General features: G+C 58.6%; 14 protein-coding genes and 2 pseudogenes. 2 read left to right on the top strand and 14 right to left on the bottom strand.

The genetic code is table 11. From position 1 onward, the window contains the following. Positions 1-35 precede the first annotated feature (35 nt). From GWG65_RS36720 to nifD, 10 genes are all read right to left on the bottom strand, one after another. Positions 36-1,154, bottom strand: coding sequence for a TlpA disulfide reductase family protein (locus GWG65_RS36720; protein ID WP_275200288.1), 1,119 nt, complete (start codon positions 1,152-1,154; stop codon positions 36-38). Between the two features lie 846 nt (positions 1,155-2,000). Further along, positions 2,001-4,079 (bottom strand): prolyl oligopeptidase family serine peptidase, encoded by a 2,079-nt coding sequence (locus GWG65_RS36715; RefSeq protein ID WP_275200287.1) that lies wholly within the window; start codon positions 4,077-4,079, stop codon positions 2,001-2,003. Positions 4,080-4,224: 145 nt separating this feature from the next. Then, positions 4,225-4,509 (bottom strand): ferredoxin III, nif-specific, encoded by a 285-nt coding sequence (gene fdxB, locus GWG65_RS36710; RefSeq protein WP_148740540.1) that lies wholly within the window; start codon positions 4,507-4,509, stop codon positions 4,225-4,227. A gap of 13 nt (positions 4,510-4,522) precedes the next feature. After that, positions 4,523-4,723 (bottom strand): CCE_0567 family metalloprotein, encoded by a 201-nt coding sequence (locus GWG65_RS36705; protein ID WP_148740541.1) that lies wholly within the window; start codon positions 4,721-4,723, stop codon positions 4,523-4,525. Between the two features lie 7 nt (positions 4,724-4,730). Beyond that, positions 4,731-5,201, bottom strand: a complete 471-nt coding sequence (locus GWG65_RS36700; protein ID WP_275200286.1) for a NifX-associated nitrogen fixation protein — start codon at positions 5,199-5,201, stop codon at positions 4,731-4,733. A 10-nt stretch (positions 5,202-5,211) separates the two neighbouring features. Continuing rightward, the gene (gene nifX / locus GWG65_RS36695; RefSeq protein ID WP_148740543.1) at positions 5,212-5,607 is read right to left on the bottom strand and encodes a nitrogen fixation protein NifX; all 396 of its coding nucleotides are present in this window, start codon (positions 5,605-5,607) and stop codon (positions 5,212-5,214) included. After that, positions 5,604-7,010 (bottom strand): nitrogenase iron-molybdenum cofactor biosynthesis protein NifN, encoded by a 1,407-nt coding sequence (nifN, locus tag GWG65_RS36690; RefSeq protein ID WP_148740544.1) that lies wholly within the window; start codon positions 7,008-7,010, stop codon positions 5,604-5,606. Before nifN ends, nifX begins: the two co-directional genes overlap by 4 nt. Before the next feature lie 9 nt (positions 7,011-7,019). Further along, on the bottom strand, positions 7,020-8,663 hold the full coding sequence (nifE, locus tag GWG65_RS36685) for a nitrogenase iron-molybdenum cofactor biosynthesis protein NifE (protein WP_148740545.1): 1,644 nt from the start codon (positions 8,661-8,663) through the stop codon (positions 7,020-7,022). A gap of 117 nt (positions 8,664-8,780) precedes the next feature. After that, the gene (nifK, locus tag GWG65_RS36680) at positions 8,781-10,340 is read right to left on the bottom strand and encodes a nitrogenase molybdenum-iron protein subunit beta (RefSeq protein ID WP_148740546.1); all 1,560 of its coding nucleotides are present in this window, start codon (positions 10,338-10,340) and stop codon (positions 8,781-8,783) included. 81 nt (positions 10,341-10,421) lie between these two features. Next, positions 10,422-11,924 (bottom strand): nitrogenase molybdenum-iron protein alpha chain, encoded by a 1,503-nt coding sequence (gene nifD, locus GWG65_RS36675; RefSeq protein ID WP_148740547.1) that lies wholly within the window; start codon positions 11,922-11,924, stop codon positions 10,422-10,424. A 794-nt stretch (positions 11,925-12,718) separates the two neighbouring features. Here nifD and GWG65_RS36670 point away from each other — a divergent pair. Next, positions 12,719-13,021 (top strand): annotated as a pseudogene (locus GWG65_RS36670) (superinfection immunity protein); the annotation flags it as partial. A 298-nt stretch (positions 13,022-13,319) separates the two neighbouring features. Here the strand turns inward: GWG65_RS36670 and GWG65_RS36665 are convergent. From GWG65_RS36665 to GWG65_RS36655, 3 genes are all read right to left on the bottom strand, one after another. Beyond that, positions 13,320-13,661 (bottom strand): helix-turn-helix transcriptional regulator, encoded by a 342-nt coding sequence (locus GWG65_RS36665; protein WP_148740549.1) that lies wholly within the window; start codon positions 13,659-13,661, stop codon positions 13,320-13,322. 308 nt (positions 13,662-13,969) lie between these two features. Further along, on the bottom strand, positions 13,970-14,287 hold the full coding sequence (locus GWG65_RS36660) for a hypothetical protein (protein WP_235939725.1): 318 nt from the start codon (positions 14,285-14,287) through the stop codon (positions 13,970-13,972). A gap of 1,618 nt (positions 14,288-15,905) precedes the next feature. After that, positions 15,906-16,247 carry a hypothetical protein gene (locus tag GWG65_RS36655; RefSeq protein WP_275200285.1) on the bottom strand — a complete coding sequence of 114 codons (342 nt, stop codon included), beginning with the start codon at positions 16,245-16,247 and terminating at the stop codon, positions 15,906-15,908. A gap of 22 nt (positions 16,248-16,269) precedes the next feature. On the opposite strand from GWG65_RS36655, the gene GWG65_RS36650 reads away from it, so the two are divergent. Continuing rightward, the gene (locus GWG65_RS36650; RefSeq protein WP_148740552.1) at positions 16,270-17,337 is read left to right on the top strand and encodes a cytochrome-c peroxidase; all 1,068 of its coding nucleotides are present in this window, start codon (positions 16,270-16,272) and stop codon (positions 17,335-17,337) included. A gap of 815 nt (positions 17,338-18,152) precedes the next feature. On the opposite strand, the pseudogene metE reads toward GWG65_RS36650, so the two are convergent. Next, positions 18,153-20,467 (bottom strand): annotated as a pseudogene (metE, locus tag GWG65_RS36645) (5-methyltetrahydropteroyltriglutamate--homocysteine S-methyltransferase). Positions 20,468-20,487 lie beyond the last annotated feature (20 nt).

The raw sequence follows: 20,487 nt of genomic DNA, 5'->3' as shown, positions 1-20,487 counted from the left end.
AGCGAGCCGCATTTTCTTAAATTCAGGCCAAGAATTCAGGCCAAGGCGCTCTTCGTCCCCGAGAACGGCTTTGCCTCCTCATCCTCGTACTTGGCCAAGGCCTCAAGCAACAGCCGCAGGTAGTGCGCCTTCTGTTCAGCCCCCATGGGCCGCGGGCCGTCCAGCGACTTCACCGCCGACTCAATTAACTCGACCGCACGATCGTTGTCGCCGCTTTCGAAATAATACTGAGCGACCGCCACATAAGACAGAAACTTGGGGCCGGCCCGGCCTTCTGGAGAGTTCAGCGCGAGGATGTGTTCGGCCAAGTCCTTGCCAATCGCAAAGCGATCAGAATGCGGGACATCAGAGTTCTTCTCCGCTGGATTAGAGAGTTGGCGGATCGCTTGCACCTTCCACAACTCGAATTGTTTTTCGATCGCATCGCGAGCCAATTGACGCATAACGGGTAATCCCGTCTGCATGTCATGGACTTTGTGCAGGGCTAGATCCTCATGAACTAGGTGAACGTCGATGTCGTCCGGCATCACTGCGACGCCCTCTTTAGCGGCCGAAAGCGCCGTCGACGAATCCTGCGCCTTCAGCGCCGGTCCAAGTTTGCCCCAGAATGCTTGCATCCGGGCTTTCTCGCGCATTTTAGATTCTGCTTCAGCGATTCGCTCCGCATCCGCTGCTTTGGCTTCATCGCTGGTGCGCCAGGTGCCATTTACGATTTTTGGAAACACGTCATACAGTTGCATAGGGTGACCGATAAAGGCGACGTGACCGTCACGGTCGATGACGAATGAGGTGGGGATAGTGGTAGAAAAACTGGGCGCCATCCAAGACTTCTTCATTTTTCCCGCGTAATCGAACGCTATCCGAAAGTTCAGCTTGGAGCCTTTCTTGGTCAACCACGCGTCCAAGTTTGTTCGCGCCTCCTCGGCCGTTGAGCCTCGCTCGGAAGCTGCAACTGCAATGACCTCAACTGCGCTATCGTTGTAATTCTCTTGCAGCTGCGCGAGATGGGGCATCTCCGCCACACATCCGCCGCACCAAGTTGCCCAAAACTCGACTATATACAGCGTACCCAGCTTAAAGTTGGTGAGGGGCTCGCCACGTACCCAGCTTTCCACCCTGATCGGAGGAGCTGGCGACTCCATACGAAGAATCATGTTGTTCTCCAAAGCTGCCCAAACCTTGTCGCGATTGTTTGCGCAAGCTCGTTTGTCTCTAAGAAACGCGGCACGAGTTCAATGAACGAGAGAGCACGTCTGCATGCACTCCGCCTGACACCGTGCTCAATCTCAGCAGCAATGGCCGTGCCAACGCCAGCAACGAACATCACGCACCTGATTCGGTCTAAGATTGCCTCGGCGGCTCAACACGACGTGCGTTTGTAGCTGGCGGTCTCGTTCGATGTCAGACATCGGACGCGGATCGTGCGCTTCGGGCCGCGGGGTTTGTGGCCCGCCCATCACGACGATCGCTCCTGGCGTTTTGATGATCGCTGCCGCAACCGCCGGCGCGCGGCACCGGCAAATAGCTGTTAGTATGAGCCTCGCTCGCTTTGCCCGTCTGATTGCGCTCCTCCTACTCGGTGTTCCTGCTTCCTAAAGAAAGCGCGGCCGCGGCTGCTGGAAGATAATCCTGTCGCCGAATTGAGCGCCTGCGGAACGTACAAAAGGCAATTCGAACTTTAAATCGCGAGCTTTTGTGAGGATACATTCTAAAGGGCAGACAAGAAGCAGACAAGACGCAGTCCAGTCACGGTCCTGGAAGATCACGCGCAGTACCGGGCTGAGATACAGCACGCAAGTGAGGTGATAGAGTTGGTGAAGAGAAACGGTCGTTATCAAAGTCCCGGCGAGACACTAACTCCACCATGCGTTGGTTCAAGCGCGCAGGATCTCGAATCGGTCGTGCGGGAGTTCTGGACGTCGGTCAGATCGCCCTCGCTCTGGTCGATATCGTACGAATGTCATTTGGCAATTGCGTCAGCTGGCTGACGCCTCCCCGTCCTACCAGCCAATCTTGCTCTTCAGAAATTCAAAGCCGAGCACCTCGAAGCCGGCGCGCTCCTTGTTGTCCTTGCCGTAGCCGTGGCCGCCCGCCGCCGGCTCGTAGAACCAGGCTTCGTAACCCATCGCCTGCAGCTTTGCCGCCATCTTGCGCGCGTGGCCGGGATGGACGCGGTCGTCGCGCCGCGTGGTGGCGATCATGATCGGCGGATAGGGCTGGCCGGGTTTTGCGTTGTGATAGGCGGAGTAGGTCTTCAGCCAGTCCCATTCCTCCGGCTTGTCGGGATCGCCGTATTCCGCGATCCAGCTCGCGCCGGCGAGCAGCTTGGTGTAGCGGCGCATGTCGATCAGCGGGATGGTGCAGAACAGCGCGCCAAAACGCTCCGGGTAGCGCACCAGCATGTTGGTGATCAGGATGCCTCCATTTGATCCGCCTTCGGCTGCAATGCGCTTTGCTTTCGTGACGCCACGGCGCACGAGGTCGGCGGCAACGGCTGCAAAATCGTCGTGCGACAGTTTTTTGCCGGCGAGCCGGCCGGCATCGTGCCAGCGCGTGCCGAACTCGCCGCCGCCGCGCAAATTCGCCTGCACCGAGGTACCGCCGCGTTCCAGCCATAGCTTGCCGAGCGATGGATCGTAGTAAGGCTTGACCGAATGGCCGAAGCCGCCATAGGCGCTCATATAGACCGGCGCATCGCCGGTCTCGCCGGCGGGGCCGGTCTGGACATAGGGAATGCGCTCGCCGTCGATCGAGATCGCCTCGTGCTGCGTCACGACAAGGCCATCGGCGGTGAACGTCTTCGGCGCCTGCTTCAACACGGTCGGGCTTTCGACGCCGCGCTCGATCAATAGCAGCGAGGGCGGCGTCAGGGGACCCTGCACATTGGCAAGCAAATCGCCATTGCTCTCGGACGGATGGCAATCGAGCGGCCAGACGTCGACGACGCCGATGTCGGGGAGGCCGCCGAGTGTCTCGCGGCGCCACCCCGTAGCGGATGGCGTGCAAATCTCGAATCGCGGCTTAAGCTCGTCGAGGATCGAGAGCACGAGCTTCCCAGCGGTCCAGAAGAAGCCTTGTAACGCGGTCCGCGGTCCCGGCTCGAACAGCAGCGTGAAGTCGCGGCTGCCGGCCATGAACGCCGGGAGCGAAATGCCGAGCACGGCGTCAGCGGCATAGGTTCGTCCTTCGCTCGACCAGGCCTCGCGCAGCTTGATCGCGAACCAGTCGCTATGCGCCTGCAGCCAGATGCCGGTCGGCAGGTCGAGCTTTTTCGTGGTGCCGGCTTCATCGCGCAGCCAGATGCCGTAGTGGAAGAAGTCGATCTGGTCGGTGATCCAGGTGCGCGGCCTAGCTCCGGTGTCGTCGGCGCTGCCATAGACCATCATACGATCGGCCGTGGTCTCGAAGATCACTTGCGCCTGATCGACAGGCTGGCCGCGCCGCCACAACCGAACGGTCCTCGCATATCCGGAGCTCGTGACCATGCCCTCGCCATAAGCGCTGGACAGCAGCAGCGTATCCGGATCGAGCCAATCGACGCCACCCTTGGCTTCCGGCAGTGCGAAGCCGTCCGCGACGAAGCTCCTCGTGTCGACGTCGAATTCCCGCAGGGTGACGGCGTCGCTGCCGCCGCGCGACAGGCTCAAGATGACTCGCGAACTTCCCGGCCGCGAGCTGATAGAACTCAGCAGCCAGTCTTCACGTTCGCTCGCCGCAAGCCGGTCGATATCCAGCACGGTCTCCCACGCCGGCCGCGGTTTCCGAAACTCCGCGAGCGAGGTTTGCCGCCACAGGCCGCGCGGGTTCGTGGCATCCTTCCAGAGATTGTGCAGATGCTCGCCGCGCCGGCTGACATAGGGGATCTTGTCGGGCCGATCGTAGATCGCGGCGAGCGTATCGCGGTCGCGTTCGAACGCCGCTCCGCCAAACACCCGTACCGTTCTGCTATTCTGCCGCTCGACGAAGTTCAACGCCCGTCCGCCTTCGATCTTTTCCAACCATAGATAGGGATCATCATCTGGAGTCGAGGCCGTTGGCCTTTCAATCCGCGACTTCAACGGCACACCTTTTTTGACCATGATTCACTCCAAGCTTAGCATTGACGCGCACTTTCGACAGGGTTCAAGGCTTCGCGCCGTACATGTCGTCGGCTCGATGCCGGATCTCCCGAGCTACCTTTGTCTCTGGCAAACCACCCCTGTTCATAGCGAGAGAAAAGTCGGTTCAAGCAGCTGGCGCGTGGGTCTGACAGTTTGTCGGGCAGACCCGGGCGCAGGCGCTGCAGCCGATGCAGGCCCCCTCGTCCTTCATCACCATGATCTTCTTTTCGACCTCATCGTCGTCCTCATCGAGATCGATCATCTCGCCGTCCTCGCTCAGACCCTTCAGCGTCATGACCTCGCGGCCGCAGACCTTGTAGCAGCGGCCGCAGCCGATGCACTTGTTTGGATCGATCCAAACCAGGTAATCCGGCCTCCAATCGCGGCCGTCGCGGGTCCTGAATGACATGGCTTGAGGTCCGTTATGCTTTGTGTAGCGCCTGGAGATCCTGGCGCTTGCTTTCGAGCTCGCTGAAGGCGTCGTGGGCCTTCTGCGCCACGCTCAGGATCGCGGTCCAGTTGACAGGCAACTCCTCGGAGAGGTCGTGGAGGTCCATCTTGGCCTGGGTCGCTTTGGCCGACAGCTTCTTTATTTCCGCTTTCAGGCTTTCAACATCGCTCATACTTGCCTCAATAATTCGCCACTTCCGGGAACTCGCGGATCATCTCAACACCACTGTTGACGATTTTGTCGCCTTGGTCCGCAAGATGACAGAGATCGTTGAAACCAAAGCGATGCACGTCCCGTAGCTGCTTGCTCACGACAACGAGCCGGCCCCCGATCAGCACGATCCGGCCGAACCCTTCATGATGCATCTTCAGTATTGGCGAGATCATCACACCCGTCGCCTTCTCGATCGAAAGCGCAATGGCGTCAAAGAACAACTGCAGCCGCCATGTCGTGGCGGGGTCGGGATTGCCGACGATCGGCAGCGCACGGCGCTTGCGCTTGTCGAGAATGTAGGGTTCTAGCAGGTCGAGGTCCTTCTTGCCCTCCCAGGCGCCGTGGGTGTCCTGGGCGCGCCAGATCTTGATGAGCTCTTTGAGAAATGGCCGCTCCGCCGCGGCGGCGGCTGGAGTGATTTCACACCGATCGGGCATCCTCTTTCCTTCAGGCTTCGAAATCCACCGTACGTTCCGGGCTTTTGGTGAGCAGCTTCCGCAGCCAGGGCGGCGGCGACCCCTTCAGCACGGTTTCGAGTTTGACGCAAAGGTCGTCGATGGGCTCTGGTTGCAGCACCTTCATCGGATGGATGTTGCTCGCGACGACTCGCGCAGCACCCGAGCCGCCGATCGCCGCAACATAGAGGATTGCGCAGTCCCTGATCGCCTCGATCTTCGGCGCCAGCTTATCCTCATTGCCGTCTTCCGTGAGGTCACCGCCGAACTGAACTGCCTCAATAAACCGATGCCCGTCCGGGCCGACCTCGTAGATCGCGATGTTCTTGGCCCAGCCAAAGTGCGCATCGACGTGCTTCAAGTCCTGAGTGGCGAATGCAACTTTCATCCGTGTTTTCTCTCTCCCTGCTCAATGCAACTGGGGCGGATGGACCTGCAGGTCACCGCAGGTGATGGCCAGGTGTCGGGCGTCGGCCCATGGTTGGTTTCGCGGTCGGTGATGATCAGATTGGCGATATCAAAGATCAGATCGCGCGTGCCGCGATAGCCAACGGTCGTGAGGTGCGCAGCGCCAAGGCGATCGAACATCGGAAAGCCCACCCGGAGGAACGGAACATTGAGTCGCGAAGCGGCCTGCCGACCATGTGAATGCGACATCAAGAGGTCGCAGTCACGTGACCTTGCAAGCTCTTCAAGATCCTCCAGATCGCCGATCAGGATGTCCTCGGTCCTGACCCGCTGGAGCACCGGTGAGTTCGTCGTCGTCACCGCAGCCGTTACCTGCGCCCCCATCTCGTGGAGGAAGCTGGAGAGATCGAATAACAAGTCCGGCTCGGCGCCGATCGCGAGCTTGCGGCCGCCGATATGGAAATGGGCATCCAGCATGGCGTCTGCCAGCTGTCCACGCTGCCGGCGATATTTCGAAGGCACCGACCGGCCGCTGATCTCGCTCAGAAACGCGATGAATTCGTCATTTGGAATAAGGCCGCAGAGCCGCTCGAACAGACGGAACGGCGTGCCTGTCCGCGCCCGCATGATCTCGGCCGCACGGCGCATTTGCGCGCCGATCGCGATCGTCCAGGCCGCCTGCCCCATGGTCGCGATCTCGTCCAATCCAATGCCGCCGATCGTGGTCGGCGTGAATTCGTCGGGGATGTGGCCATCAAGCGAACCGGCAACGTCCGGCAGGAAGGAGGGCTTGAGCCCAAAATCCTCAAAGATCGTGCGAAGCTCGTCGAGATCGCCGGGCGTGAGGTGGCAGCCAGGTAGCACGTTGACGCGGGAGCCATCGCGCGGTCTCGCTGCGTCGACGGGAGCCACGAGCACCTCGATCATCCGCGCCACTGTCTTGCCCCAGCCATCCTGAAAGGCATCCTTGAAATCCGGCGTCGAGACGTAGACAAGGGGAAGCTTTTCGAGCTGCGGATGCTTCTGCCGGATCAACCGGATGAAGGCCTCGACGTCATCGCCGTTGGTCTCGGTGACGCCAGTCGAATTGATACCAATGATCTCGGGCTCGACGCGATTGTAGATGTTGAGGATCGCCTGTTCGAGATTCTCGTGACCGCCGAGCACGGTGGCAACCTCGCTCATGGCGGTCGTCTGCATCGGCACGGCTTCGTTGAAATGGCGCACGAACAGCGTCAGCCCGAAGGAGGCGCAACCTTGCGGGCCGTGCAAAAGCGGCATCGCGCCGCGCAGGCCCATGAAGGCAAATGAGCCGCCGATCGGCTGGCTCATCTTGAGCGGATTGACCGAACAGGCTTTCTTCGAGGCAGTGACGATCGCCATGTCGTTCTCCTACTCCGCCGCCTGCAGCGCCGGGGGCTGGAGATCGGAATGAATGTCCTTACAAGCAAGACACCTTGCGGTGGAATTGGTGCACGACTTGGCGGGTTCGACGAGGTTCGGGCCATGCGCCGCAATCGCGCTCTCACCATCGCCGACCTCACTTTTGTTGGAGAAACTTATCGTCTTGACGCCGTTCGTGTTCGCGCCCCGAACTGGATCAACCGCTTGCGCATGCATCTGCGCAACCGCCTTTGCCTGACGCTTCCAATCGAACTCATCCCAGGGCGCGGCTTGGCGGAGCTGATGCCATATCGGATTGTAGAGCGCTTTCTCGATCTCCTCCATGAGCTTGACGATCCCGACATAGCCCATATAGGCGTGGCAGCGCTCCTGGTTGATATCGAGCCATGGCGTCGCCGCCTTTAGTGCGACGAATTGCGACTTGCCGCCCGAGAGCATGATGTCGGCTTTTGCGCCCTTGAGCATCTTGTAGATCTCGTGAGGTGACATGTCCTCGATCATATGGGCGTGCTGGCCTATTAATTCCTTGATACGTTCCTTGTCCTTCTCGGTCGATTTCTTCACGGACGTGCCGACGATTTCGAGCCCGGCCTCCTGCAAAGCGGCCACCATCGACCAGGATTTCACGCCACCGGTGATGAGAACGACCCTCTTGCCGGCAAACCGCGGCTTGAAACGTTCGATCGCAGTCCAGGCTTTGGTCTCTTCGCGTGCGATCAGGGCTTGCGTTCGTTCCATCAGCTCAGCCGGCGCGCCACGTTCGATCAGCATGCGCGCAATCTGGCGCAGTGAATCGCTGGAATCCTCAATACCGTAGAACGAGCCTTCAAAAAACGGGATGCCGTAGCGCTGCTTCATCTTGCTTGCGACGTTGATCATTGCCTTTGAGCAGACCATCATCGCGGCTTTGGCTCGGTGCGAACAAGCGACCTCGCGATACTTGCCGTCCCCCGAGATGCACGACAGGATCCGAATTCCGAGTTCATCGAGCAGCGGCTTGACCTGCCAGAGCTCACCGGACAGGTTGTATTCGCCGATGATGTTGATGTCATACGGAGTGGTGTAATCGGGCTCTCCAGTACCGATGACGTGCTCCAGCAGTGCTTCGCCTGCGAGCTTGTTACCAAGGTTCTTCGACCCCACAAATCCCGGTGCATTGATGGGAATGACCGGTTTGCCGAATTTGGCAGAGGCCGCCTTGCAGACCATATCGATGTCGTCACCGATCATTGCGGGCACGCATGTCTGGTAGACGAAGATGGCCTGCGGGTTGTATTTCTCTGTGATCTCCTTGACTGCCCTGTACAGCCGCTTCTCGCCGCCGAACACGACGTCGGTCTCGCTCATGTCAGTGGTGAAGCTTCTGCGCCACAGATCGGAGCCGGAGGAGGCGGAACCGCGATTGTCCCAGGAATTGCCCTCACAGGCGATTGGACCATGCACAAGATGGGCGACATCGGTGAAGGGCTGCAGTGCGATTTTGGCGCCATCGAAGGCACACCCGCCGGCGGCGCCGCCCGGCTTCAGCTGCTTGGTGCATCCATTCTTGCGCTCGACGTTCGACTTGCTCGCGTTCCTGGCGCAGCCCGGTTCGTTAAAGACGTCCTGTATGGTCGTGGGAAGCGAAGTCATGGTGTCTCTTTCGGGGATGTCAAGACACCGCACAGACCAAGAGGATGGCCGGCGGATAACCTGTGATCCCCGCCACAGCGCCGCTGTTCCTGCGGACGATGAGGCGGGGCGCTCGCCTTAGCGTATGATGTCGAAGCTGTAGTCTGTCTTGCCAACCGAGCTGGTTTTTCTATCGATCTCATCAAAGATCTTGTCGAGAATCTTGACCAGCACATTCATGCCACCCTGATAGCCCCACACTGGATAACGATGGTGATGATGGCGATCGAAGATGGGAAACCCGATGCGGATTAGTGGCGTTCCAGTGTCACGCTCGAGATACTTGCCGTAGGTGTTACCGATCAGGAAGTCGACCGGTTCTGTGAACAGGAGCGAACGCATGTGCCAGAGATCCTTGCCTGGGAAGGCGCGGCAGTTTTTACCGAACGGCGAGCTCGCGAACAGCGCCTGCATCTTCTGCTCCCAGGCCTTACTCCCGTTCGTCGACAGCACGTGGGTCGGCTCAGCGCCGAGCTCCAGCAAGAATGCGGCCAGGCCATAGCAGAGGTCCGGATCGCCGTAGATCGCGAACTTCTTGCCGTGAACATGCGCGCTGGAGTCAGCCATTGCGTCTACCAGACGCCCGCGCTCCCGCTCCAGGGCATTTGGAATTGCCCTGTTGGTGATACGCGACAGCGTCATCAGGAACTCGTCCGTGGCGCTGACGCCCAGCGGGTGATTGAAGGCGACGACCTCCTGGTCGTGCCCCTTGATGAAGGCCAACGTCTTCTCCGTACAATATTGCTGCATGGAAATGGTTGCTTTCGCGTGGACTGCGTTCGCGGCATCCTTCAGTGTGGTGCCGCCATCATACATGCGGAACTCGCCGTCGGTGGGGGTGTCGAACACGTCACTGTTATCCGCGAGGATCGTATAGCCGATCCTCATCAGCTTGAAGATGCGCTTTATCTCACGGATGTTGCCGACAGTGTAGCCGTCGAAGCCACCGATGAAGTTGATCGTGTTGTTCGCTCTGCGCTGGAGTTTTGGCGCCGTGCCGGCTTTGCCATCCCAGAAATGCTCGAGGATGCCCTTGAGCGTGTTGTCGTAGCCCGTAACGTGGCTACCGACGAATGCAGGAGTGTGAGCGAATGGTACGTCGTAGTCCGCGGGGACTGAACCTTTTTCCTTTGATGTTTTGATGAAGGCGTTGAGGTCGTCGCCGATGACTTCCGCCATGCAGGTCGTCGCGACCGCGATCATCTTCGGCTTGTACATGTTGTAGCTGTTGGCAAGCCCGTCGGTGAGATTGTTGAGGCCCCCGAACACAGCCGCGTCTTCCGTCATGGACGAGGAGACGCATGAGGTCGGCTCCTTGAAGTGCCGTGACAGATGGCTGCGATAATACGCGACGCAGCCCTGTGAGCCATGGACGAACGGCAGTGTGCTCTCGAACCCGAGCGCGGCGAACACCGCACCTAGCGGCTGGCAAGCCTTCGCCGGATTAACGGTTAGCGCCTCGCGGGCGAAGTTCTTCTCGCGGTATTCGGGCGTCTTGGACCATTCTTTGATACGGTCGACTTCGGCGGGATCGTGCGGATTCTCAAATAGCGCCTTCTTATTGGCCAGCATCTGCTGGTATTCGTCTCCCCGGAAAAGCTCAGAGTGGTCGAGTATGTGTTCGGCGTTCTGTGTCATCATGGCACTCTTTGGGTTCTTGTGTTCGTTCTCCTGCCCTTGCCCTCCGCTGCGGAAGAAAGGGCCCGGGCGTCGGCGTTCCTATTCCGCCGCCATGAGGCTCGGCCGCGGAGCGTCCTTCCAAGGTGCCGTGGTCTTCCCCCAGATCGGGGAATTGATCGCCATGTCCATGTCGCGGGCGAAGATCGCGAAGCCGTCGTAGCCGTGGTAGGGACCCGAGTAGTCCCAGGAATGCATTTGACGGAACGGCACGCCCATTTTCTGGAAGACGTATTTTTCCTTGATACCGGAACCTACGAGGTCTGGCCGGATCTTTTCGACGAAGCGCTCGAATTCGTAGCCGGTGACATCGTCGTAGATCAGCGTGCCATCTTTGACGTAGTGCTGAGCGGTGCGTTGGTAGTCATCGTTATGCCCGAACTCATAGCCTGTGCCGACAACATCCATGCCGAGGTCCTCGTAGGCGCCGATGACGTGGCGAGGACGTAAGCCGCCGACGAACAGCATTACGGTCTTGCCTTCGAGCCGCGGCCGGTATTTCGCGGTCACCGCGTCGACAAGCGGCTGATATTTCGCGATGACGCGCTCGGCGCCTTCTTTGATCTTATCATCGAAGAAGCTTGCAATTTTGCGCAGCGACTCCGCGATTTTTGAAGGCCCGAAGAAGTTGTACTCGCACCAGGGAATCCCGAACTTTTCCTCCATGTGCCGTGAGATGTAGTTCATCGAGCGATAGCAATGCAATATGTTGAGCTTCGCCTTCGGCGTCGCCTCCAATTCAGCCAGAGATCCATCCCCGGACCACTGGGCGATGACGCGCAGACCCATTTCTTCGAGCAGGATCCGTGAGGACCAGGCATCGCCGCCGATGTTGTAGTCGCCGATAATCGCAACATCATATGGCGTCGGCTCAAATCTAGAGCTGGCCTCTGGGGCGCTCTTGTCGAAGATCCAATCTCGAACTGCGTCGTTCGCGATGTGATGGCCGAGCGATTGTGACACGCCACGAAAACCCTCGCACCGCACAGGCACGATGGTTTTTCCGCCATATTCCTTTGACTTTTCTCTGGAGACCGCCTCGATATCGTCGCCGATCAAACCGATCGGACATTCGGACTGAATGGTGATGCCCCTGTTGAGAGGAAATAGCTCCTGGAGCTCATCGATGAGTTTGGTGACCTTTTTATCGCCGCCGAACACGATATCCTTTTCCTGGAAATCGGAGGTGAACTGCAGTGTCACGAAGGTGTCGATGCCGGTCGTGCCGACGTAATAGTTGCGCCGCGAGCCCCATGAGTACTGACCACAGCCGACCGGACCGTGGCTAATGTGGATCATGTCCTTGATCGGCCCCCAGACCACGCCCTTGGACCCTGCGTAGGCGCAGCCACGGATGGTCATCACGCCCGGAATGGACTTGATATTCGACTTGACGCCACAATCCGACTTCCCCGCCTCGTGAACACTGAGATGTTTGGCGCGCCTTTTGGCGGTCTTCTCTGGGTAGACCTTCAACACCTCATCGATTAGCTGCTTGTTGCGCGCCTTGATCTCAGCGACGCTCTGGGTAGTTGCTCGGCTCATACAAATTTCCTTTCGATTGTCGTCTCAAATCAAGAAGCGACGCTTTTCCGGTAGACCGACGGATTTCCGATCCGGCGTTCAGGTGTAAAGCGTGGAATCTCCGTGACCGGTCCTACCGATCGCAACTTCGCAGCCTTCTGGACCATGCGGCAGCGGTCGTTCACGATCTTGTAGTTCATCTCGGCTGAGCGCTTGCGAGCGCGGTGTGTGTGACGCTGTTGATTTGTCGACGGGATCGCTGACCAAGACGCGTCTCGGTGAAGTCATGCCTGCTCTCCAGCGGTTGGTCATATCGGCTTCTTTACTCACTGCCTGCCATCAGGGGCGTGGCCCTCTGCATGTTGATGCAAAGGGCTAACAGCCGCCTCTTGCGCAGGGGTCTGCAACGAGTGTGCCAGCGCTGGTTGAATACAAAAACCCACGTCTGTAGAGATAGATAGCTGGCAGGATGCGGATTGTTAGAAACCTGACCCTGTCTGGCACCGACAGGCATACCCGCTAACGCCCTGTCTGAAACAAAACAATCAGTTGCGCTCTCCGCGAAATCGACGCCGCCAAAGATCGGTTATTCGCTGCATCGAAGGTCGAGTCAGGGACGAAGAAAGATATCGCCAAGGAGACATCGCTCACCTCGAACATCACCGAGCACCTGCATTTCGGGATCGGACTCATCGCCGCCATCATCGCGCTTTCCGCTTTGATGAGCATGTCCGTCGGATTTGGTCGGAATGATCCCGCTGGCCGCGGCGTACCTTCTGCCAACCATCATCGCCTTCTAGGTTCGGCATCACTACGCCTGGGTGTTGGCCATCCTGAACGTCGTCTTTGGCTTCACCGTGCTCGGCTGGCTTGGGTTCTTCGTGTGGGCGCTGATTGGTCCTAGGAAATCCGCATTGGACGCCATGTCACAGCGTTCGGCACTCGGCCTGGCGAAGACTCCAGCCGGGGATCCCGCTTTAACGATGTCCGATTACGATCTGCGCTCCGGATGGAAGATGCCCGTCTTGCAAGCCGAGATCTTCTTCGAGAGAGAGGGAGCCCCGGTGGAATCAGCCGAATCCATCAAGCTGCCGCGCGCGCCTTCCTCGCTTCTGTAGCGACGAGTTGGCTGCGCTCAGCCGCCAGTCGGTTCACGACCTGGCGTTCGACCTGCTCACGATCCCTTTGGAGCTTCTCGCGCTCCTGCTGGGGCGCTTCGGTCTCTCGGGCGACCTCCGCGTCCTTGCTCGCCCACTTGTTCCTGGAAACGCGGGTGGGTCTCTGCGAGAAGAGGGTCGGCGAGGGATTCAGTCAGCCGAATGTTATCATTGCAGTTCGGGCACTACAGGGTGGGTTCATGAGCGGTTTTGGCCGCCGTCGCGTTAGATGTCATGAACCCTCCCCTTTCGGCAGCTCCTAGGCCGGAATAAACGTGATCCGGCCCGCTCTGCCACTCTTCCGACGTGGCTTTACCGTTATTTCGACGTCCTGATCGAACGCCGTCAGCATACGCAGCAACTTTTCCACCGAAACCAGCCTGAACTGCCCCCGAAGCAGCTTGGAAAGATTGGGCTGCTTCACGCCCACCAGCTTCGCGGCTTCGGTCTGCGTGATCTCCCGCTCCGCCATCAACCGCTTCAGTTGTACGACGAGGGCAGCCTTGAGTTGGTGCTCGTGGGCATTCGGCAGGCCGAGATCAGTAAAAATGTTGCCGGAGCCCCGGCTGTGGGCGGGCAGCTTCTTCTTCGTGCTCATCATCGGGCTGGCTTTTTTCCTTGTGGATAGCTTCGGTGCCGCGCAGGCTCTGCCGAAGAGATGCCCCCTTCTGCGAGGCCAGTTCGTCCCTGATGCTGATCGGTGCCCTAAAGAGCTGCTGATCGCCTCGGGTGAAGGTTAATTTGAACGCTCTACCGCGCTCGAGTGCCTTCGGAGTTTTAGGTTAACTTGTTGCGGGTGCTCGTCTTGGAGGACGGCACACAGGCCGGGAGCACGTATTGTGTGAGGCGAAGAGTATGGACAGTAATTGGTGCGTCCGAGCGCCAGCGGAAATCAGAGTAAGACACGAGTCACTTCCATAGAAGAGATTCTGGCCAATCTGTGAACTCCAATTCGAAGCTACGTAGGCCAGTGAGTTTGGTCGTGAATTTAAGGGTCTTGCCTGAAAGGGCGGCCAATGAGCCAGATGCGAACTTGAATACTGCCGTGCCGGAAGTTGCGACCGCAACGCCTTGCTCGCCTTCCATGCTAGAGAATCCGGTCGCCTCGGAGAGTTGCCCAATTGCAACTCCCTCCAGCGCGCGGTGAAATTCCAGGGAGGCCAAGTATGTTCCTTTGTCAGCAGCCCACTCGCTGACCGACACTGCTGTGATCCCCGCGTCGCTCAAGAGACCATCCGCGATCCGACAGCCATATTGAACCGTAAGAATGGCCCGCTCATTCCGAACTCCGACCGGCTCTCGATCGGCGGCAGTGATGGTGCATGCGTACCGCCTTGTGCCCGCAACTGCGCCCGTGCTTGGCCCGAGTAACTCGAAAGCGGAACATAATACAAAAGCGAGAACGGGTTTTGTCATTCGGCTACACCTGGTCTGGAAATATCGTTCGCCTGCTCTGTACAATCTGACGCTACGGCCGATTCAAGCTTCTTCGATCGTTCTGTCGGATGACAGGCCACCGCCGGAGGGATACAGATCGCCCCGTTTCTGCGACACCGCGGTCACCGTGAGTAGCCTGGATGGGCGCCTCGAACGGTTTCATTGTCGGCCTCACGGTGCGCAGCCGGGCCAGCACGTCGGTGAACCACGGCTGTGGACCGACGCCTTTCAGCTCGGCGGCGGCCATGAGGGGCGCGACGGCCCGCGGCGCCGGAGCGCTACGTTCCTGACGCAGGCGCAGGCGTTCTGTAGCGGACGCCATTTTCCGCGGAATGACCCCGCGGCGCAGGTCCGGAATTTTGCTTCACAGTGTCAATGTAAAAGGAAACGTGGTCGCTAGGAGCCGTTCAAAGGCAGACTGCCGCTCAAGCAGACGCTCTTCGAGGATCTTACGCTCGAGATCACTTAGCTCGCTTTGAAGCCTTCTGCGATAGCGCCAAATGTCATTCCGCACGTATCTGATCTCATTCAAGCGATCGTCAATCGAAGCCATCACGGATACCGTATCCAACTTGAACCAGCCATGGACAACTGGTCAACACGTCCTTCCTCGGTAAGACGCCGATGAGATCTCACGACCTGGCCATCTGCGGACATGATGTCACGATCTTGCTCCCAGCAAGTCCTCTTGTATCGCAGTCTTTCAACGCAAGAGCACGAAGTGACGGTTGCTTCTGCAGAAGTTCAGCGTTTTTTGCCATGAGCGCGCAGGATTTCAAAAGCCGGCTTAGCCCGTGGATGGACCGAATGGCTATCTTGTTCCAACCAACACCCGGCCGGATCACGTGTCAGGCCGGCCACTTAAGCGCGTGCCGAATGGGAGTATCGACTAATCGGACGGTCGCACCGTCAAGCTCTGGTAACCGCGCCTTTCAGATTTGAGGTCAGCAATTGCCATGCCAGCGAACCTCAGGTGAGATTGAAGACAAGCCATGTTCAGGCTCGAGGGCTCGTCTGTTACAAACGAGCGGGATTTCGCGGCGGCGGCGCGCCAGAGCAGCCCGGATAGGGCTCAACGAAATCTTGAGCGATGCGAACCGCCGGGCGCCTCGGCTCAGTGTCTCGCCACACCTGCGTAGATCTTATTACCGCCGTTCCCGCGTGCGGCCCGCAAGCTGGCAATCGGATCTCATCACAAAAGTCTCTGTGCGATGATGTCTAGCCGGGACTGGCGCTTGTCGCATCTGTGACACCGCATGTAGTCATCAAAGCAAGACATCCGACGTTGTTTGTTCGCCCGGACTCGTTCTGCAACTAAATCAGCAGATTGCATGTCAGATGCAACTGGCATCGCGGTTGCTATTGTCCAGCCACACCGTGAGCGCGACCAGCGGTGTAAGACGGAACATCAACTTCGCGGGAGCGTATTGGCCACCCAATCGCTTAATGGAGCACCGATGCGGCCACCGGACAGCTTACCCTTTTGCGGCACACCTGTTGTAGTCAGATCGATCATCACGCCGAAGGTTGAGGCGCGAGTCTGATCTACCAACACGAACGTCGTGATCTCGCTCAAAGCGAACTCGCCAATCAAATAAGGGCCGAAAGCTTCGTGGGCGAACGCCGGCAGTGAGCACCTCGAAATCGCACATTTGATGCAGTCTCGCTTGCAGACGATCCGGTGCATGCTGCGCCGACCGGTTGAAGCAACGGAGGGTGGCATCGTTTTCGACTGTTCCTTGATTAACAATCAGAACTGATGAGGCGGGTGAATGAACAAATCGATCCGGGAGCTTCGGCTTGTGGCTGAAGCATCTGTTTTGGCGATTGGGCTGCTGATGTCGTCAGGAGCTAACGCGGACGATGATCTGATGAGAACCGCCAAGCAGATCTTCCATCCGATCCCCTCAGTCATTCCTGCGGTAAAGGACAATCCAGTCACGCATGAAAAGGTCGAGCTTGGCAAGTTGCTGTTCTTCGATCCGCGGCTATCGGCAAGCGAGATCATTAGCTGCAATACGTGCCGCAATCTCGGCAGCGGCGGAGTCGATGCCGGTCCGACCTCCGTCGGTCACGGCTGGAAGGTCGGCCTACGTCGGGCCCCAACCGTCTACAACGCAGTGTTCAATGCGGCGCAATTCTGGGACGGACGCGCCGCGGACCTCAAGGCGCAAGCCACCGGCCCTGTGCAGGCGAGTGCCGAAATGAATGCGACTCCGGATCATGTGCTCGACACCTTGAACTCAATGGCCACCTATGTCGCCCTGTTCAAAAACGCTTTCCCCAACGAAGCCAGACCAGTCACCTTCGAAAACTTTGCGAAGGCAATCGAGGCTTTTGAAGCGACTCTCATTACACCTGCGGCCCCATTCGATCAGTATTTGGAGGGCAATACACATGCTCTCAATGATCAGCAGAAGTCAGGGTTGGCGCTGTTTATAGAGAAGGGATGCTCCGCTTGCCACAATGGAATCAACATCGGTGGACAGGCCTACTTCCCATTCGGCATGATGAAAAAGCCTGACGCAAGCCTGCTTCCGGCCGCCGATAAGGGCCGGTTCGCGGTCACCAAGGCAGTCGGTGACGAATATGTCTTCCGCGCGGCGCCCTTGCGGAACGTCGCGTTGCGAGCCCCTTACTTTCATTCGGGCCAAGTTTGGAGCCTGAAGCAAGCTGTTGCCCTGATGAGTGAAATCCAGCTCGGCGCCAAGCTTAGCGATGAGGAAGAGAACGATATCGTAGCGTTTCTGAATTCGCTGACCGGGCGGGTATCTAAGATCGAGTATCCGATACTACCCACGCGTACGAACACGACGCCAAAGCCTTCTATAGACAGATAGGATTAACAGCACCGGCCTCATGCTTTGCTGTAGCAGATGCGATGCACGTACCCGGCGTCCCGCAATGACGTCAAAATGAATGATCCCGTGCTGTCACTCATAACCAGGCACATAAAAAAGCGCCCGGCCTACTCGGGAGGCCGGGCGAAAGTCACGCAGGAGCGACGCTGCTTTACGCATCGCACCAGCTTTCGTCGGTAGGGAGGACTACCGGCGATCGCTTTACGGCGAGGGCATTCGCCGTCAAACAACGAGAAGCGGATATCGCCTCAGCGAAATCTGGAGCCGCTTGCCTTCCGCTCCTGTGGGACACTTCAGGACTTGCCGACCACTCGCCCGCGTCCGGCTGGCAAGGCAGTGCCTTGATCGAACTGGGATCCTTCGCGCAAGCGGCTTGGGCGCCGCGCCCTGAAACTCAAGCGGCCGCTTGCCGTCGCGCAGCAGCATTTGGCATCCCCAAAACACCAGCAACGCTCGATTATCTTCCCGAAGATCGTGCCAAGGCGCCAATTTCGTATGACATTCCGTAAGGGCGGTAAAATAGATTGTTGTGATGGGACGCATCCACGCGATGGATAAATGAAAAAGTAGGGCTAACGCTAGCGTCGAGCGTTAATGACTTCGATCGGCATCGCCGGCAGGCTATCGGCCGTCGGATCGAGAATCGAGCTTGTCGCCGGCTGTATGCGACCGCCTCGGCCAATGCCAGCCGGCATTCCCCGTCTCTGGGAACTTTGGGAAGCTCGCAAGGACATCGCAGGCCCCCAAAGCGTGTGCATCTCATTCACAAAAGCGTGGCGAAACGCTCCGCATCATCATGGCTCAGCCCGCAACTCGCGTGCGGCGGCCACCATATTGACGAGCGTGGGACGCACCTCCTCCCACTTTCGAGTTTTCAGTCCGCAGTCGGGATTGATCCAGAGTTGCCGATCAGACACTCGCTGCCGCGCCAACACAATCAGCTGCTTGATTTCCGCCGCTGCGGGAATGCGCGGTGAATGAATGTCATAGACGCCGGGCCCGATCTCATTAGGATATTTGTAGCTCTTGAAGGCGTCGAGCAATTCCATTCTAGAACGCGAGGTCTCGATTGAAATGACGTCGGCATCCATTGCTGCGATCGCATCGATGATTTCGTTGAACTCGGAATAACACATATGGGTATGGACCTGGGTTCCGTCGGCCACAGCGGAGGAGCAAACGCGGAAGCTGTCTACTGCCCAATCGAGATAGTTCTTCCACTGCGATTTGCGTAGCGGCAATCCCTCCCGCAACGCAGCCTCGTCGATCTGGATCATGGTCGCTCCAGCCGCCTCAAGGTCGATGACCTCATCTCGGATCGCGAGAGCGATCTGTCGGCATGTCTCGCTCCGCGAGACGTCGTCACGGACAAACGACCAGTTCAGGATCGTCACCGGTCCGGTCAGCATAGCCTTGATGGGCTTTTTGGTCAGAGACTGCGCATAGCGCCACGATTCAACGGTCATAGGCTTCGGCCGGGAGACATCTCCGAACAGGATGGGCGGACGAACGTACCGCGAGCCATAAGACTGAACCCAACCGTGCTTGGTGAAAGCGAAACCCAACAGCTGCTCGCTGAAGTATTGAACCATGTCATTGCGCTCGAACTCACCGTGTACGAGCACGTCCAGGCCGATATCTTCCTGCCACTGGACGGTACGGGCTGTCTCCGCTTTCAGAAGCTGCTCGTACTGCGTGTCATTCAGCGCTCCCCGCGCATGAGCCGCACGCGCATTCCGGACGTCGGCCGTTTGCGGAAATGATCCGATGGTTGTCGTTGGAAAATCGGCAATGCGAACGCGACGCGCTGGACGTCGGCACGCTGGGTGAACGCGCTGCGACGGCGACGCATGCTATCGTCGATCGCGGCCATTCGTCCGGCGACATTCGCATTGTGGATCTTGGGCGATGTTTCGCGGGTGACGGCTGCGTCCTCCGAGAGCGCGAGTTCATCGGCCACCTCGGCAGCATGGCCGGCCAGCGCTTTGCCCAATATCGAAAGTTCCTCGATCTTCTGAACTGAGAACGCCAGCCACGTCTTCAGATTGGGATCGAGATCGGTCTCTAGCTCAATGTCGATCGGAACATGAAGCAGCGAGCAGGAGGGAGCAATCTGAACACGGTCCTTGCCCAGTTTCTTGACCATAGGATCAAGTTGGTCGAGCAGCGCCGGGAGATTGGAGCGCCACGCGTTGCGACCATCAACGACGCCTAGCGAGACTACGAGATCTCTATGGGCTGTGGCGACAATCGCATCCGACTCGTCGGGTGCCCGAACCAGGTCGACATGAAGCCCGGCAACGGGCAAGGCCAAGGTTGTTTCAAGATTGTCGCCAACGGCCCCGAAATATGTGGCCAGCATGATTTTAAGGGCCGGCACAGCCTTAGCGAAATGAGCATAGGTTCGGCGGACAGCCGCCCGAGATGCTTCGTCGACGTCCATCACTAGGCATGGCTCGTCGAGCTGAACCCATTCAGCACCGCGCGAGGCTAGTTCGCGGAGAACATCGACATAGACTGGGAGGAGACGATCAAGCAGCGACAGCGGATTGAATGCGGGATTTACGCTTTTGCGGAGCTTCAGGAAAGTGACTGGGCCAACTAGGACGGGGCGCGTCTGGTAGCCGAGGCTTCTCGCCTCCTCCTACTCCTCGATCGGCTTCCGAGAGGAATACTTAAAAATCTGTTCCTGGTGAAATTCCGGCACCATGTAGTGGTAGTTGGTATCGAACCACTTCGTCATCTCCTGTGCCGCTACGCCAGGCCCATGCTGAGCGTGACCACCGTCCTGAGCGCCACGCGCCATGGTGAAGTAGGTCTTGAGCGACACAGGACCTTCGGTCCAGCCGCAGACGTCGGGAATGGCGCCGACCATTACGCTGGTATCGAGCACATGGTCGTAGAGCGAGAAGTCATTCGAAGGAATAACGGTCGCACCGCGGGATTTCTGCCGTGCCCAATTAGCGGCACGAAGTCCACTCCCGGCCTCGAGGAGCTCGGCTTCGCTGGACTTTCCCGCCCAGTAGCTCTCGAGCGCGAATTTGAGTTCGCGTCGTGGGCCGATGCGTGACGTCCCCAGTGTGGCAACGGGAAGCGAAAGAATAGACATAGCTTAGACCCCATGATTGG

It is taken from the genome of Bradyrhizobium sp. CSA207 (genome assembly GCF_029051685.1).
Classification (GTDB): domain Bacteria; phylum Pseudomonadota; class Alphaproteobacteria; order Rhizobiales; family Xanthobacteraceae; genus Bradyrhizobium.
This window is presented reverse-complemented; position numbering and strand designations above follow the sequence as displayed.

Bases quoted from the DNA above. Each gene is read 5' to 3' on its own strand.
- GWG65_RS36650 (WP_148740552.1), top strand. From the start codon at position 16,270: ATGAACAAATCGATCCGGGAGCTTCGGCTTGTGGCTGAAGCATCTGTT.
- fdxB (WP_148740540.1), bottom strand. From the start codon at position 4,509: ATGTCATTCAGGACCCGCGACGGCCGCGATTGGAGGCCGGATTACCTG.
- nifD (WP_148740547.1), bottom strand. From the start codon at position 11,924: ATGAGCCGAGCAACTACCCAGAGCGTCGCTGAGATCAAGGCGCGCAAC.
- GWG65_RS36720 (WP_275200288.1), bottom strand. From the start codon at position 1,154: ATGATTCTTCGTATGGAGTCGCCAGCTCCTCCGATCAGGGTGGAAAGC.
- nifE (WP_148740545.1), bottom strand. From the start codon at position 8,663: ATGACTTCGCTTCCCACGACCATACAGGACGTCTTTAACGAACCGGGC.
- nifK (WP_148740546.1), bottom strand. From the start codon at position 10,340: ATGACACAGAACGCCGAACACATACTCGACCACTCTGAGCTTTTCCGG.
- GWG65_RS36700 (WP_275200286.1), bottom strand. From the start codon at position 5,201: ATGCCCGATCGGTGTGAAATCACTCCAGCCGCCGCCGCGGCGGAGCGG.
- GWG65_RS36715 (WP_275200287.1), bottom strand. From the start codon at position 4,079: ATGGTCAAAAAAGGTGTGCCGTTGAAGTCGCGGATTGAAAGGCCAACG.
- GWG65_RS36665 (WP_148740549.1), bottom strand. From the start codon at position 13,661: ATGATGAGCACGAAGAAGAAGCTGCCCGCCCACAGCCGGGGCTCCGGC.
- nifX (WP_148740543.1), bottom strand. From the start codon at position 5,607: ATGAAAGTTGCATTCGCCACTCAGGACTTGAAGCACGTCGATGCGCAC.
- GWG65_RS36705 (WP_148740541.1), bottom strand. From the start codon at position 4,723: ATGAGCGATGTTGAAAGCCTGAAAGCGGAAATAAAGAAGCTGTCGGCC.
- nifN (WP_148740544.1), bottom strand. From the start codon at position 7,010: ATGGCGATCGTCACTGCCTCGAAGAAAGCCTGTTCGGTCAATCCGCTC.